14 protein-coding genes are annotated in these 14,675 nt (G+C 74.4%); 7 read left to right on the plus strand and 7 right to left on the minus strand.

Annotated elements, in window-relative coordinates; all coding sequences use genetic code 11:
* The first annotated feature begins 34 nt into the window (after positions 1-34).
* Together ACGF3H_RS06880 and ACGF3H_RS06885 are read left to right on the plus strand one after the other, a co-directional pair.
* Positions 35-1,306 (plus strand): FUSC family protein, encoded by a 1,272-nt coding sequence (locus ACGF3H_RS06880; RefSeq protein WP_362496290.1) that lies wholly within the window; start codon positions 35-37, stop codon positions 1,304-1,306.
* A gap of 51 nt (positions 1,307-1,357) precedes the next feature.
* Positions 1,358-2,413, plus strand: a complete 1,056-nt coding sequence (locus ACGF3H_RS06885) for a hypothetical protein (RefSeq protein WP_362496293.1) — start codon at positions 1,358-1,360, stop codon at positions 2,411-2,413.
* Between the two features lie 88 nt (positions 2,414-2,501).
* Here the strand turns inward: ACGF3H_RS06885 and ACGF3H_RS06890 are convergent, their stop codons facing one another.
* Together ACGF3H_RS06890 and ACGF3H_RS06895 are read right to left on the minus strand one after the other, a co-directional pair.
* The gene (locus tag ACGF3H_RS06890; RefSeq protein ID WP_362496296.1) at positions 2,502-3,227 is read right to left on the minus strand and encodes a DUF2470 domain-containing protein; all 726 of its coding nucleotides are present in this window, start codon (positions 3,225-3,227) and stop codon (positions 2,502-2,504) included.
* Between the two features lie 158 nt (positions 3,228-3,385).
* The gene (locus ACGF3H_RS06895; protein ID WP_362496299.1) at positions 3,386-3,994 is read right to left on the minus strand and encodes a TetR/AcrR family transcriptional regulator; all 609 of its coding nucleotides are present in this window, start codon (positions 3,992-3,994) and stop codon (positions 3,386-3,388) included.
* 108 nt (positions 3,995-4,102) lie between these two features.
* On the opposite strand from ACGF3H_RS06895, the gene ACGF3H_RS06900 reads away from it, so the two are divergent.
* Positions 4,103-5,647 carry a cytochrome P450 gene (locus ACGF3H_RS06900; protein ID WP_362496301.1) on the plus strand — a complete coding sequence of 515 codons (1,545 nt, stop codon included), beginning with the start codon at positions 4,103-4,105 and terminating at the stop codon, positions 5,645-5,647.
* Here the strand turns inward: ACGF3H_RS06900 and ACGF3H_RS06905 are convergent.
* The 5 genes from ACGF3H_RS06905 to ACGF3H_RS06925 all read right to left on the minus strand — a co-directional run bounded on the left by ACGF3H_RS06905 (position 5,609) and on the right by ACGF3H_RS06925 (position 10,677).
* The gene (locus tag ACGF3H_RS06905; protein ID WP_362496304.1) at positions 5,609-6,439 is read right to left on the minus strand and encodes a pentapeptide repeat-containing protein; all 831 of its coding nucleotides are present in this window, start codon (positions 6,437-6,439) and stop codon (positions 5,609-5,611) included. The two genes, ACGF3H_RS06900 and ACGF3H_RS06905, sit on opposite strands and share 39 nt — an antisense overlap.
* Before the next feature lie 69 nt (positions 6,440-6,508).
* Complete coding sequence (locus ACGF3H_RS06910) at positions 6,509-7,402, minus strand: sigma-70 family RNA polymerase sigma factor (protein WP_362496307.1); 894 nt, start codon at positions 7,400-7,402, stop codon at positions 6,509-6,511.
* Between the two features lie 5 nt (positions 7,403-7,407).
* Entirely contained in the window at positions 7,408-8,151 is a 744-nt protein-coding gene (locus tag ACGF3H_RS06915) for a PIG-L deacetylase family protein (RefSeq protein ID WP_362496308.1), read from the minus strand.
* Positions 8,152-8,231: 80 nt separating this feature from the next.
* Positions 8,232-9,536: an alpha/beta fold hydrolase gene (locus ACGF3H_RS06920; RefSeq protein WP_362496311.1), complete on the minus strand. Its 1,305-nt coding sequence runs from the start codon at positions 9,534-9,536 to the stop codon at positions 8,232-8,234.
* Between the two features lie 115 nt (positions 9,537-9,651).
* Positions 9,652-10,677 (minus strand): LacI family DNA-binding transcriptional regulator, encoded by a 1,026-nt coding sequence (locus ACGF3H_RS06925; RefSeq protein ID WP_362496314.1) that lies wholly within the window; start codon positions 10,675-10,677, stop codon positions 9,652-9,654.
* 216 nt (positions 10,678-10,893) lie between these two features.
* On the opposite strand from ACGF3H_RS06925, the gene ACGF3H_RS06930 reads away from it, so the two are divergent.
* The 4 genes from ACGF3H_RS06930 to ACGF3H_RS06945 all read left to right on the plus strand — a co-directional run bounded on the left by ACGF3H_RS06930 (position 10,894) and on the right by ACGF3H_RS06945 (position 14,672).
* Positions 10,894-11,649, plus strand: a complete 756-nt coding sequence (locus tag ACGF3H_RS06930; protein WP_362496316.1) for a (Fe-S)-binding protein — start codon at positions 10,894-10,896, stop codon at positions 11,647-11,649.
* Positions 11,646-13,124 carry a lactate utilization protein B gene (locus ACGF3H_RS06935; RefSeq protein WP_393816462.1) on the plus strand — a complete coding sequence of 493 codons (1,479 nt, stop codon included), beginning with the start codon at positions 11,646-11,648 and terminating at the stop codon, positions 13,122-13,124. Before ACGF3H_RS06930 ends, ACGF3H_RS06935 begins: the two co-directional genes overlap by 4 nt.
* Complete coding sequence (locus tag ACGF3H_RS06940) at positions 13,121-13,780, plus strand: LUD domain-containing protein (RefSeq protein WP_362492890.1); 660 nt, start codon at positions 13,121-13,123, stop codon at positions 13,778-13,780. Before ACGF3H_RS06935 ends, ACGF3H_RS06940 begins: the two co-directional genes overlap by 4 nt.
* A 100-nt stretch (positions 13,781-13,880) precedes the next feature.
* A complete protein-coding gene (locus ACGF3H_RS06945) occupies positions 13,881-14,672 on the plus strand; it encodes an ABC transporter ATP-binding protein (protein ID WP_362492887.1) in 792 nt (263 codons plus the stop codon).
* The last annotated feature ends 3 nt before the right edge of the window (positions 14,673-14,675 follow it).

The raw sequence follows: 14,675 nt of genomic DNA on the forward strand, positions 1-14,675 counted from the left end.
TTCGATGCGCCTGGGGAAGGGGAACAGCCCGAGGATGCTGGATGTACGTGAGACGGCGGCGTCCGCCGCGCGCGAGGCGAAGCGCCTGGCGAAGTGGCACCGGGATCCGGTGGTCGTGCAGGCGGTGCGCTCGGCAGCGGCGGCGTCGATCGCCTACGTGATCGCGGTACGGCTGTCCCCCGACAAGTCGGCGGCACCGCTCACCGCGCCCCTGACCGCGCTGCTGGTCGTCCAGGTCACCCTGTACGCCACGCTGAAGATGAGCGTCCGACGGGTGAACGCGGTGGTGGCCGGCGTCCTGGTCGCCATCGTCTTCAGCGCGGTGGTGGGGCTGAGCTGGTGGAGTCTCGCGCTGGTGATCGTGGCGGCGCTGGGCGTCGGTCACCTGGTACGGGCGCACGAGTTCGTGGCCGAGGTGGCGATCAGCGCGATGCTGGTCCTCGGGGTGACCTCGCACGGGAGCCTGGCCTGGGCCCGGGTGGTGGAGACGCTGATCGGGGCGGTCGTCGGACTGGTCTTCAACCTGCTCTTCGCTCCCCCGGTGTGGGTGGAACAGGCCGGGGAGTCGATCGAGGGCCTGGCCCGGCGGGTGCGGCAGCTGATGCTGCGCATGGGCGAGGAGGCGGCGGGCAGCACGCCGTTCCACGAGGCGGCGGCCCGCCTGCACGAGGCCCGCCGCCTCGACCACGACATCGCCGAGGTGGACGAGGACCTCCGGCAGGCCGAGGACAGCCTGCGGCTCAATCCGCGCGTCCGGGAGGGGCTGCTGCACCGGGTGGTGCTGCGCACCGGTCTGGACACCCTGGAGATCTGCACGGTGGTGCTGCGGGTCCTGGCGCGCACCTTCACCGACCTCGCGAAGGAGCGGGAGCCGGATCCCCTCTTCCCGCCGGAGACGGGCGCGACCATCCAGCAGTTGCTGTCCGAGATCGCCGACGCCGTGGTCAGCTTCTCGGTTCTGGTCACCACCAGTGCCAGTGAGAACGCCGAGTCGGCGGAGGAACGGCTGAGCGCCGAGCTCCACCAGGCGGCGGTCACCCGGGACAAGCTCGCCCAGCTGCTGCTGGGCGAGATCCAGCGCGACGCCCGGCAGTGGCAGTTGCAGGGGGCGGTGCTGACCGAGGTCAACCGCATCATCGACGAGATGGACACCGAGCACCGCTCCCGCAGGCTCCTGGAGGAACTGGACCGCCACACCCGCGAACAGCGCGAGCGGCGCCCCCGGCTGACGAGGCTGTGGGACCGCCTGCGCAAGATGACGCGACTGCGCCGGAACCGGGGCGCCGCCGGGCATCGTTCTCAGTGATGGACACGGGCGGCGGTGAACCGCCCGGCGACGGGAAGAGGGGGCGTACGGATGACCGGAACCAGCGTGCGGATCGACGGGAACACGCTGCGGCTGCCGGGCGGTGCGGCGGTGCGCTTCGTCCGCACCCTGCGGCTGCCCGAGACGGGCACGCATCCGCTGCCGCCGGGGCTCGGCGAGTTCCCGGTCCGCCGGGTCGCCGACTACGCCGACTCCGTCCCCGAGGCCTGGCGGGCGCGTGGCGGCGTGATGCTGCCGGTGTACCTGCGCGAGGCCATGTGGCTGAGTTTCGCCGGCACCAGGGAGCCCGCCGCCCTCCAGGTCGGGGTGGGCAAGGTGTGCGCGGTGTCGGGCAGGCCGTGGAGCGACCGGCTGTCCCGCGACCCGCAGAACTACGTGGTGCTGCCCCGGCAGCCCTGGCTGGACGGCATCAACTCCGGGACGGGGACGGTCCGCCAGTTCGTGGCGGTCCCGCTCGGCATGGGCGCGACCGTCGAGGGCCAGGTGACCGGCGAGGAGGTGTGGGGCGGCGTGCAGTTGCAGGCCTTCTCCCTCGGCGACCGGGAGCTGGCCCGCTGGCGCGAGGAGGAGCGCCGCCGTGCCGAGGCTCTGCGCGCCCGGGGGCCCCGGCCGCCCGGCGCCTTCGGGACCGCGATGCCGATGGCGGCGCCGCCCGCCCCCGGCGCGGCCCCGCAGCCCGCGGGCGCGGCCCGCCGGCGGTCGGCCCCCGCCATGGGGCTGGGCGTGGGCGGGTCCATGCGGCAGGAGGTCTACCAGGACGAACGGCCCCTCGCGGACTGGGCCGAGCAGCCGGCTGGCCGGGTGTTCGTGCACCTGGTCACGCCGCCGGAGTGGCGGCGCATCACCGGCGAGGCACCGCCGCCGTCCCCCGTGGACCGGGCGGCCTACACCCGGGCGGGCCTGCCCTGGTACGACTACTACGACGAGGACGCCGACGACCTGGCGCCGACCGAGGCGCTTTCGGACGTCAAGCCGGTCGGGGACTGGATCGGCGACGACCACGAGCCCTGGCAGCCGCCCGCCCCGCAGCAGATCAAGCCCCTCGGGGACGCCCCCGGGGCACCCGTGGAGGACGGCGACTGGTAGACACCGCGGGGCCCGGGCGGGGCTCCGCCCGGCAGAGCGCGTCCTCCCCGTCCCCGGCGAACCGCGGCTCACCGGGGAGCCGTTCGCCTCACCCCTCGCCGTTCGTGCGCTGCCGTTGCAGCGCGCGGGGGCAGGCGGCCGCGTTCGCCTGCGCGAGCAGCACGTGCATGCGTTCCGTGAGCTGCGCGACGTCGTCGGCGGGCGCGTGGAACGCCAGGCGTACGTCGCCGTGGGTGCGGGTGCGCTCGACGCGCAGCGTCAGTCCGTGCCGGTCGACGGCGAGGGGGCGGACCCGGACCGCGCCGTGCAGGCTGCCGGCGTCGACGAGCCGGGTGAGCCGTTCCACCGCGTCGGCGTGGCAGTCGGCGAGGTGGGTCAGCAGCCGGGCCTCGGCGCGGGCCAGCGGGTCGGGCGCGGCGGCGGCGAACTCGTCTAGGCCGACCACGACGGCGCCGGACGGCTGCCGCAGCACGACACGGGTGGGCCGGAACGCCAGGTGGCCGTCGTCCGCGGCGAACCAGCCGGCGAGCCAGAGCCGGGCGCGGATCCGGCCGCGCACCGGGACGGGTGCCACGTCGGCGAACTCCAGCACGGCGGACGGCTCGCCGCGGGGCGCGCAGACCGCCGCCGCGAGCAGGGCGCTGTCCTCGGGCACGCGCAGCAGGACCCGGCCGTCCTCGGCCACGGTGTGCGCGCCGACGAACTCCTCGCGGCCGCCCTCCGCGGTCACCGCGCACGACCATGCGGCGGCGAGCACGGAGCGGGCCTGCTCCGCCGCGGCGGGCGCGGCCGTCCAGGTCTGGTGGTCACCCATCCCAACCTCCGTCATCTTCATTAGGTAAGGCTTGCCTAACCTATCGGAGATCGGGGTGTGCGCCAACCGGGCCGCGTGGTCTTCGCGTGACGTCTCCGCGCACCGGAGGGCGCGCACGGGCATGCCGAGCGCACAGCACGCGACGGAACGCGCGGTCCCTACGGTGCGATCGCGCCGAGCAGGGCCCGCGCGCACAGGTCGCGCACCTGTTCCCGGGCCGGCCGCGGGTCCCGCAGCCATTCGAGGCAGACCGCGGTCGTGAAGGCCAGCCAGCCGCGCACCGCCAGCCGCACGTCGGCGCCCTGCTCGAAGGCCGGGCCGAACTCCGGATCGGCGGCCAGGGCGGCGAGGATCTGCCGCTCCTGCGCGGCCAGCGCCTTGCGGTACACCCGGCGCACGGCCTGGTCCCCCGTCGCGTCGGCCCGGTGGAAGGCGCGGTAGCCGTGCGCGTGCTCCCGGACGTACTCGAGATACGCGTCGAGGCCCGCGGTGAGCTGTTCGCGCACGGGCACGCCGGGCACGGCCGCCGTCATGCGCAGCATGCGCTCGCTCTCCCGCTCGACGACCGCCGCGAAGAAGTCCCTCTTGGCCGGGAAGTAGTGGTACAGCAGTCCGCGCGAGACCCCGGCGATCTCGGCGACCCGCTCGATCCACACGTCGTCGTACGGGCTTTCGGAGAACAGCCGCGCCCCGACCGACAGCAGCTGCTCCCGGCGCTCCTCGGTGCTGAGCCGGCGGCGCGTGCGCTCGCCCTGGTTCGCGGCCATGCCCGCACTTTACTTGACGCCGGTTCAACAACGGGACGACACTGGGGCCGCTATTGAATCGACGTACAACACGCTCGAACACGGCGCCGCGTCAAGGGAGATCGCGTCATGGATCGGACGAGGACGGCAGCGGCCCCGGACGGGCTGCCGAAGGGATTCCGCAGTGCCGAGCTGGGCTGGCCCGAACTGGACCGCATCCCGCACCCGCCGTACCGGCTCCCGCTGCTCGGGGACGTGGTGGGGGCCAGTAGGAGCACGCCGATGCAGGACTCGCTGCGCTACGCACGGCGGCTGGGGCCGATCTTCCGGCGGCGGGCCTTCGGCAAGGAGTTCGTGTTCGTGTGGGGTGCCCGGCTCGCCGCCGACCTGGCGGACGAGTCGCGCTTCGGCAAGCACGTGGGCCTCGGCGTGGCCAACCTGCGTCCGGTCGCCGGGGACGGGCTGTTCACGGCGTACAGCCACGAGCCCAACTGGCAGCTCGCGCACGACGTCCTGGCCCCCGGGTTCAGCCGGGAGGCGATGGCCGGCTACCACGTCATGATGCTGGACGTGGCCGGACGGCTGACGGCCCACTGGGACCGTGCCGAGGCCGCCGGACGCACGGTGGACGTGCCCGGCGACATGACGAAGCTGACGCTGGAGACGATCGCGCGCACCGGGTTCGGGCACGACTTCGGGTCCTTCGAACGCCCCCGGCTCCACCCCTTCGTGACGGCGATGGTGGGCACCCTCGGCTACGCGCAGCGCCTCAACACGGTGCCCGCGCCGCTCGCACCCTGGCTGCTGCGCGGCGCGAGCCGCCGCAACGCCGCCGACATCGCCTACCTGAACCGCACGGTCGACGACCTCGTCCGGGCCCGCCGTGCCGCGGGCGGCGGCGACGGCGACCTGCTCGACCGGATGCTGGAGACGGCCCACCCGGACACCGGTGAGCGCCTGTCGGCGGAGAACGTCCGCCGGCAGGTCATCACGTTCCTGGTGGCCGGCCACGAGACCACCTCGGGCGCGCTCTCCTTCGCCCTGCACCACCTCGCCCGGCACCCCGACGTGGCGGAGCGGGCCCGTGCCGAGGTGGACCGCGTCTGGGGCGGCACCGAGGCGCCCGGCTACGAGCAGGTGGCCAGGCTGCGGTACGTGCGCCGCGTGCTGGACGAGTCGTTGCGGCTGTGGCCGACCGCGCCCGCCTTCGCGCGGGAGGCGCTCCGGGACACGGTGCTGGACGGCACGTATCCCATGCGGCGGGGCGCCTGGGCGCTGGTCCTCACCGGGATGCTCCACCGCGACCCGGACGTGTGGGGGCCGGACGCCGAGCGGTTCGACCCGGACCGCTTCGACGCGAAGGCCGTGCGGTCCCGCGCCCCGCACACGTTCAAGCCCTTCGGGACGGGCGCGCGGGCCTGCATCGGGCGGCAGTTCGCGCTGCACGAGGCCACGCTGGTGCTCGGGTTGCTGCTGCGCCGGTACGAGCTGCGGCCCGAGCCGGACTACCGGCTGCGGGTGACCGAGCGGCTGACACTCATGCCGGAAGGGCTGCGGCTGCGGCTGGACCGGCGGGTGGCGGGGCCGGAGCCCGTCGCCGAGGGGGCGGAGGAGGCCGGTGCGCCGGACGGCGCGTCAGCGGCCCGTTGTCCAGTGCACCGGACGGCTCAGTGACCCCGGCAGCTTCGTGCCCGCGCTGCCGCGGGCCGCGGTGAGCTGCGGCTGGGTGAGGAAGAAGGCGCCGGTGAGGTCCGCGTCCGTCAGGTCGGCGTCGCGCAGGTCGGCACCGATCAGGTCCGCGCCCCGCAGGTCGGCGCCGGTGAGGTCGGCGGCGATGAGGTAGGCGCCGCGCAGATCCGCCCCGCGCAGATCGGCGCCCTTGAGCCGGGCGCCCATCAGGTCGGCGCCCCGGCGGTTCTTCTTCTTGCCGCGCGTCCCGGCGCGCACCAGTTCGCTGGTGCGCAGCAGGAGCACGTTGACCCGCTGCCGGTGCGCCGCCACGTCGAGCGCGGCCAGCTCCCCGGGGGCCGCGGCGGTGAGCCGCTCCGTCTCGGCCAGCAGCCGGCGGACGTCGGCGTGGACGGGCCGGGCGGCCGGCAGGGTCAGCGCCTCGGTCAGGTACCAGAGCAGTTCGTGCAGGTGGCGGACGACCGGGAACACCTCGAACATGCGGCGGGCGCGTTCGGGCGGGCCGGTGCGCCAGTCCTGTCCGCCGAAGGTGACCTGCGAGACCTGCTGCCCGGCGCCGAAGCAGTCGTAGACCGTGCAGCCGGTGAAGCCCTCCGGCCGCAGCCGCGCGTGGATGCCGCACCGGCTGTCCTCGCCCAGGTTGCCGCAAGGGGTGCCGGCGGCCTTGTTCACCGCGAAGTCGGCCGACCGCGTGAACGGCAGCGCCACGCAGCACAGCCCGAAGCACCGTTCGCAGTCGCCGCGCAGTTCCGCCCGGCCGGTCTCTCGTTGTCGCATGGCGTTCAGCTTACGGAACGGGGGCCGGCGCCCCGGCGGGGGCGGGGCGGGCCCGGCCCCCGCCGGGGGTCATCCCTGCTCGTCCGGCACCTCCAGGCGGGCCAGCCGGTCCGGGTCGGCCAGGATGTACAGGCCGGTGATGCGGCCGTCGGCGACGGTGACGGTCAGGACCGACCGGAGGCGGCCGCCGGCCACGCTCGCCAGGCCGAGCGAGTCGTTGACCCGGACCGTCCGGGCCTCCGCGTTGAACTGGGCGAACATGAGGGCCGACTCGGCCACGGCCTCGGCACCCCGGAGCGACTTCGACCCGGCGGTGCCGCGCACCAGGGCGCCCGCGTCGGCCCGCAGGGTGACCTGCGGATGCAGGACGGCGACCAGCGCCTCGAAGTCGCCGCCGCGCGCCGCGGCCCGGAAGGCGTCCAGTGCCTCCCGCTGCCGCCCGAGGTCGGGCTCGGCGGGCGGTCCGGCGTCCCGGACGCGGCGGCGGGCACGGGAGGCCAGCTGCCGGGTGGCGGCCGGGGTGCGTTCCACGACCGGGGCGAGGTCGTCGAAGGGCACGGCGAACATGTCGTGCAGGACGAACGCGAGCCGCTCGTCGGGCTCGAGTCTCTCCAGCACCACGAGCAGGGCCACGCCCACCGAGTCGCTGTGCAGCGCCTCCTGCTCCGGGTCGTCCGTCGTCAGGGAGCCGATCTCCAGGTCGGGGACGAAGGTCTCGTCCATCGGCTGCTCGCGGCGCGCGGTGCGCGAGCGCAGCAGGTCCAGGCATATCCGGCCGGTCACGGTGGTCAGCCAGCCGCCGAGGTTGTCGATGGCGCCCGCGTCGGTGCGGACCAGCCGCAGCCAGGCCTCCTGGACGGCGTCCTCGGCCTCGGCCAGTGAACCGAGCATGCGGTACGCGACCGCCTTGAGCTGTCCCCGGTGCTCCTCGAAGCGCTCCGCCAGCTCGGTGTCGCCGGTCATCCGCGTCACCGTGCGAACAGCTCGAACGCGACCGCGGGCCGGTCCCCGAACCGCCGGCCCGTCTGCTCCGCGGTGCGGGTGAGGAACCCGCGGACGTACGCCTCCGGCTCCTCGTCCGTCAGCACCTCGATGTAGGTGCGGTGTTCGAGCAGCGAGCGGACCGCGCGCTCCAGCCCGGCCGACGCGTCCACGGCGTGCGTCGGCGTGGCGGAACCCGCGACGGCGACCCAACGGACCCCGTCCCACGGGTCGAGCCCCTGCTCGGTCAGCTCCGGGAAGATCCACCGGTTCCCGGCGTCGCCCGCCGCGTCGAGCGTGGCCCGGCCGACGGCGACGTGGTCCGGGGTGTTCCAGGCGACACCGCCCCAGGTGTCCCGGTGGTTGAGGGTGATCACCAGCTCCGGCCGGTGCCGGCGGATCGCGGCGGCGATGTCCCGGCGCAGGGCGAGTCCGTACTCGATGACACCGTCCCGGTGGTCGAGGAACTCCACCTCGCTCACCCCGACCACGGCCGCGCTCGCCCGCTGCTCCCGCTCGCGCAGCGAGGCGCACTCGGCGGGCGCCAGGGTGTCGATGCCCGCCTCGCCCCTGGTCGCCAGCACGTAGGCGACCTCGCGGCCCTCGTCCGTCCAGGCGGCGATCGCCGCCGAGCAGCCGTACTCGAGGTCGTCCGGGTGGGCGACGACGGCGAGGGCGCGCCGCCAGTCGCCGGGCATGGGCTCCAGTTGCGTGATCGTCGGCTCCGTCATGCCCGCACCCTAGCCCGTGGCACCGACGACACACCCGGTGTGCGACGCGCCGCCGCGGACACGCGGTGCGGGCCCGTGGCTCAGGCCTCGTCGCGGGCCAGTGCCAGCAGCCGGTCCAGGACCCGGGGGCCGCCGGCCCGCACGCCGTCGTGCTCGAACTCGTCGGTGACCCAGGTGCGCAGGCCGCGGATGCCCCGGGCGGTGCCGAGCGCGTGGGCGGTGTCCACGTACATGTCGTCGTGGTAGACGGCCGCGGCGGCCGGCACCTCGTTGGCGGCGAGGCGCGCGGGGTCGTACAGGGGCGTCCAGTCGGTGCGGGCGGCGAGCAGTTCGGCGGTCTCGCGCAGCGGGCGCAGCGCCGGGTCGCAGTCGAACATCCACGGGTGGACGGACTCGCCGGTGAACATCAGCGGTTCGTCCCCCGCGAGGGTCTTGGCGGCGTCGAAGCGCGGGAACTCGGCGCGCACCCGCTCGGCGGACCAGTTCGTCGGGCGCGCGTCCTGACCGTAGATCGCCTCGTGGACGAGGGCGTACAGAGGGTGGCCGGCGTACGACAGCAGGCCCTGGACCTCTTCCTGGAAGGCGTCGGACAGCTCCGTGCCGTGCGGGGTGCGCACGAAGGCGTCCTCCAGCAGGAAGTGCAGGCGGTGGCTGCCCTCACTGCCGCCGAGCATGATGCCGAGGGACTGGAAGGCCTCGACGGTGAGGCGGTAGCCGTTCGGCAGGACCACGTCGTGGGTGAGCAGGTGGTCCGCGATGCGGCGGGCCCGCTCGACGTCCTGGGGGTAGCGGTCGTAGTGCGCGGCGACCTTGCGCTCGATGCGGGGGTAGGCGGCGCGGTAGACGTCGTCGGCGTGGGCGTCGAGGGAGGGCAGCCCGCCGGTGATCAGGGCGGTGTGCAGGCCCTCGGGGGCCAGGGAGAGGTAGGCGACGGTGCAGAAGCCGCCGAAGCTCTGGCCGAGGACGGTCCACGGGGCGCCGCCGGTGACCTGGGGGCGGATGGCCTCGCAGTCGCGGACGATGGCGTCGGCGCGGAACCGGGTGAGGTAGTCGGCCTGCTCGGCGGGGTTGCCGCGCAGCGGGAGCGTCTGGCGGTTGGCTGGCGTGGAGGCACCGGTGCCGCGCTGGTCGAGGAGGAGGACGCGGTACTCCTTGAGGGCGCGGCCCAGCCAGGCGGGCCGGCCGATGAAACGGTTCGCTCCGAAGCCGGGGCCGCCCTGGAGGTACACCAGCCACGGCAGGTCGTCGCGGTGCGCCTGGTCGCTCGCGACGGCCTCGCGGGCGTACAGCTCGATCGTCTCCCCCGCGGGGTCGGCGTGGTCGAGGGGCACGGTGAATCGGCGGTCGGTGAGGACGACGCCGGGCTGGCGGTAACTGGCGCTCAACGGGGCTCCCGGGACGGATGGGTCGTACGGCCGGATCTTTCGGCCGTGTCCCAGTTCAGCACATGGTCCTCCGGCCGTCGGCCCCCGGGACCGGGACATCGTGCTGAACGGCCGGTCAGCGGGCGGCCAGGCTCGAGCGGCGCACCACCAGCTCGGGCTGGAGCACGACCCGCCGGTGGGCGTGGGTCCGGTCGGTGCCGTCCAGTTCCGTCTCCTCCAGCAGCAGCTCGGCGGCCATGGCGCCCATGGTGACGGCGGGCTGGCGCACCGAGGTGAGCGGGACCGCCGCGGCGGCGGCGAACTCGATGTCGTCGTAGCCGACGATGGCGAGGTCGTCGGGGACGCCGACCCCGGCGGCGTACATGGCCTGCAGGACGCCGAGGGCGAGCAGGTCGTTGGCGCAGAAGACGGCGGTGGGCCGGTCGGCGAGGCCGAGCAGGCGGGCGCCGGCGTCGCGGCCCGCGGCGACGTCGAGGCGTTCGGTGGGCAGTTCGCGCAGGGTGTCGGGGGCGAGTCCGGCCTCGGTGAGCGCGTTCAGGGCGCCGGTGCGGCGATCGCGGACCTGGTTGAGGCCGGGCGGGCCGCTGACGTAGGCGATGGAACGGTGTCCGGCGTCGACGAGGTGGCGCACCGCCAGCGCGCCGCCCGCGATGTCGTCGACGGAGACCGAGCACTCGGTGGTGCCCTCGGCGACCCGGTCGACCAGCACGAAGGGGATGTTGTGGCGCCGGAAGCCCTCGATGTTGCGGCCGGTGGCGTCCGCCGGGGTCAGGAGCACGCCCCGCACCCGCTGTTCGGCGAAGAGCGAGAGGTACTCCGCCTCCTCGCCGGGACTCTGTGCGCTGTTGCAGACCATCACGCCGAGGCCCGCCTCGCGCGCGGCCCGTTCGGCGCCGCGCGCGACGTCCACGAAGAAGGGGTTGCCCATGTCGAGGACGAGCAGCCCCATGATCCGGCTGCGGCCGGCGCGCAGCTGGCGCGCGGACTCGCTGCGGACGTAGCCGAGCCGGTCGATCGCGGACAGCACCCGGGCGCGGGTCTCGGCCGCGACGCTGTCCGGGCGGTTGATGACGTTGGAGACCGTGCCCACGGATACTCCGGCGGCGCGGGCGACGTCCTTGATACCCACCGAATGGGCCATCGGGCAGGGACCTCCAGGGTCGGTCTGGGAGGGGCGGCGGGAAAGACCTTCACATTACCCGCGCCGCGGCGGAACGGTCTCCGCCCGGCGGGCGGTGGCCGGCGCCGCGCCCACGGCGGTGCGGGCACGGGGTGCGCGCACCCTGCCGCCGGCCCGTGTCCGCCGACTACGCTGCCTTGCGTCCGATGATCACCACGATCGCCCCGAGGAGCCGCGATGCGTGTCGCCCTGTTCCTGACCTGCGTCAACGACACGCTGTATCCGGAGACCGGCCGTGCCGTGGTGGAGCTGCTGACCCGGCTCGGCGTCGAGGTCGACTTCCCGGCGGGTCAGACCTGTTGCGGACAGGCCCACTACAACACGGGGTACCGGCACGAGGCGGAACCCCTGGCCCGGCGCTTCGCCGAGGTCTTCGCGGACCACGAGGCGATCGTGACGCCGTCGGGGTCGTGCGGCGCGATGGTGCGGGAGCTGTATCCCCGCATGGGCGAGCGGGCCCGCGGCGAGGGGCGCGGGGACACGCTCGCCGCCACCCTGGCGCCGGTGGTGCCGAAGACGTACGAGCTGACCGAGTTCCTGGTGGACGTACTGGGGGTGACGGACGTGGGGGCGTACTACCCGCACACGGTGACGTACCACCCGACCTGCCACGGGTTGCGCGGCCTCGGTCTCGGGGACCGGCCGCTGCGGCTGTTGCGGGCCGTGAAGGGGCTGGAGCTGGTGGAGCTGCCGGGCGCCGACGAGTGCTGCGGCTTCGGGGGCACCTTCGCGGTGAAGAACGCCGACGTGTCGACGGCGATGGGCACGGACAAGGTGCGCAACGCCGAGTCGACGGGCGCCCAGGTGCTGTGCGCGGCGGACAACTCCTGTCTGATGCACATCGGCGGGACCATGGCGCGGCTGCGGGTGGGCATGCGCCCGGTGCACATCGCGGAGATCCTGGCGAGCACGGAGGAGGCGACGGCCGTATGAGCGGGACGTTCGTGGGGATGCCGGCCTTTCCCGAGGCGGCGCGTACCGCGGTGCGCGATGCGACGTTGCGTGGCAATCTGCGGCATGCGACGCGCACCATCCGGGACAAGCGGGCGCGGGCGGTGGCGGAGCTGGAGGACTGGGCCGCGCTGCGCGAGGCGGGGAAGCGGATCAAGGACCACACGCTGCGTCATCTCGACCGTTACCTGGTGCGGGTGGAGGAGGCGGTCACGGCGGCGGGCGGCACGGTGCACTGGGCCGCCGACGCGGCCGAGGCCAACGAGATCGTGGCCCGGCTGGTCGAGGAGACCGGTGAGTCGGAGGTCGTCAAGGTCAAGTCCATGGCGACGCAGGAGACCGGCCTCAACGAGGCGCTGGAGGCCCGGGGCATCCGGGCGTACGAGACCGATCTCGCCGAGCTGATCGTGCAGCTGGGCAGGGACCGGCCCTCGCACATCCTGGTGCCGGCGATCCACCGCAACCGCGGCGAGATCCGTGACATCTTCCGCTCGGAGATGGGCGCGTGGGGCCGTCCGGCGCCCGAGGGCCTGACGGACACGCCCGCCGAGCTCGCGGAGGCGGCCCGGCTGCACCTGCGGGAGAAGTTCCTGCGCGCCAGGGTCGGCATCTCCGGCGCCAACTTCATGGTCGCCGAGACCGGCACCCTGGTCGTCGTGGAGTCCGAGGGCAACGGCCGGATGTGCCTGACCCTGCCCGAGACGCTGATCTCCGTGGTCGGCATCGAGAAGATCGTGCCGACCTGGCGGGACCTGGAGGTCTTCCTCCAGCTGCTGCCCCGCTCCTCCACGGCCGAGCGCATGAACCCGTACACGTCGATGTGGACGGGCACCACCGACGGCGACGGGCCCCGCACGTTCCACCTGGTCCTGCTGGACAACGGCCGCACCGACACCCTCGCCGACGAGGTCGGCCGCCAGGCCCTGCGCTGCATCCGCTGCTCGGCCTGCCTGAACGTCTGCCCCGTCTACGAGCGCGCCGGCGGACACGCCTACGGCTCCCCCTACCCCGGCCCCATCGGCGCCATCCTCACCCCCCAGCTGCGGGGCCTCACCACGGAACTCGACGCCTCCCTGCCCTACGCCTCCTCCCTGTGCGGCGCCTGCTACGAGGTGTGCCCCGTCGCCATCGACATCCCCGAAGTCCTGGTCCACCTGCGGGAGCGGGTGGTGCAGGGCGGGCCGGCCGTCCGGCACGGCAACCGGGTGGTGCTCAAGCCCGCGAAGGGGCATGCCGCCGAGCGGGCGGCGATGCGCGCGGCGCAGTGGGCGTTCACGCACCCGGGCGCGCTCCGGGCCGGGCAGCGGCTCGCGTCGCGCACCCGCCGGCTGCATCCGCGCACGCTGCCGGGCCCGGGGCGGGCGTGGAGCGCCGGCCGGGATCTTCCCGCGGTGCCCGCGGAGCCGTTCCGGGACTGGTGGCAGCGCACGCGTGGTGGAAAGGACGGGGCGAAGTGAGCAGCAGGGACCGGGTGCTGGGCCGGGTGCGGCGCGCGCTGGCGGACGTCCCCGGCGACGGAGGGCCGTACGAGGAGACCGTCGCGCGGGACTATCTGCGGGCGCACGGGCGGCGGAGTGTCGCGGAGACGGTGGAGCTGCTCGCGGAGAACCTGGCGGACTACCGGGCGGTCGTGCACCGTTGCGCGGCCGGTGACGTGGCGGCGACGGTGACCGGGCTGCTCGCCGCCCGCGGGGCGAGGACGGTGGTCGTGCCGCCGGGCCTGGACCCGGACTGGCTCGCGGGGTCCGGCGCCGAACAGATCCCGGATCTGCCGGACGGCACGCCTCACGAACTGGACCGCGTCGACAGCGTGGTCACCGGATGCGCCATCGCCGTCGCCGAGACCGGCACCATCGTCCTGGACGGCTCCCCCGACCAGGGACGGCGCCGCATCACCCTCGTCCCCGACCACCACATCTGCGTCGTACGCGTTCCCGACCAGGTGGTGTCCTCCGTGCCCGAGGCGCTCGAACGCCTCGATCCGACCAGGCCGTTGACCTGGATCTCCGGCCCGTCGGCGACCAGCGACATCGAACTCGACCGCGTCGAGGGCGTGCACGGCCCGCGCACCCTGGAGGTCGTCCTGGCAGGCGCATTCCAGGGGTGTCGCTGAGTACACCCTGCGATACGGGTTCTGCGCCCAGTGTGGCCCCGCCCCGCGCTCCGTAGCGTCATGGACGAGGCACCGCACAGGGCGTGCCGCACGGAGGGTGATGAGAATGTTCGGTACCCGCGCACGGGGTGAGCACGACCCCGGACCGTCCCCCGAGGCGCTGCGGCTGGTCAAGGTGACCAAGACCTACGGCACCGCCGGGAACGCCGTCACCGCGCTGGACGGGGTGACGCTGAGCCTGGGGCGCGGCACGTTCACCGCGGTGATGGGTCCCTCGGGCTCGGGCAAGTCCACGCTGCTCCAGTGCGCGGCGGGCCTGGACAGGCCGGACGGCGGCATCGTGTGCGTCGACGGTAGGGAGCTGACGGGCGGCGGTGAGACGGAGCTGACGAAGTTCCGGCGCGGCCGGGTCGGGTTCGTGTTCCAGCAGTACAACCTGCTGGACACGCTGACGGTGGCGCAGAACACCGTGCTGCCGCTGAAGCTGGCCGGGCGGCGCGTCGACCGGCGGCGGGCGCGGGAGATCCTGACCGCGGTCGGTCTCGGAGACCGGCTGGGGCACCGCCCCGACCAGCTCTCCGGCGGTCAGCGGCAGCGGGTGGCGATCGCCCGGGCGCTGGTCACCGAGCCCCGGGTGATCTTCGCGGACGAGCCGACGGGCGCGCTGGACACGCGCAGCGCGCGACAGGTGCTGCTGCTGTTGCAGGAGGCGGTGCGGCTGCACGGGCGGACCGTGGTGATGGTGACGCACGACCCGGTCGCCGCGTCGTACGCGGACTCGGTCGTGTTCCTCGCCGACGGCCGGCTCGCGGGCCGGATGGACGCGCCGACCCCGGACGCGGTGGCGGAGCGGCTGGCGCACCTGGGCGACGACGTGCCGGCGGGGGTGTGAGCG

Source organism: Streptomyces sp. NPDC048185 (assembly GCF_043202495.1).
Classification (GTDB): domain Bacteria; phylum Actinomycetota; class Actinomycetes; order Streptomycetales; family Streptomycetaceae; genus Streptomyces.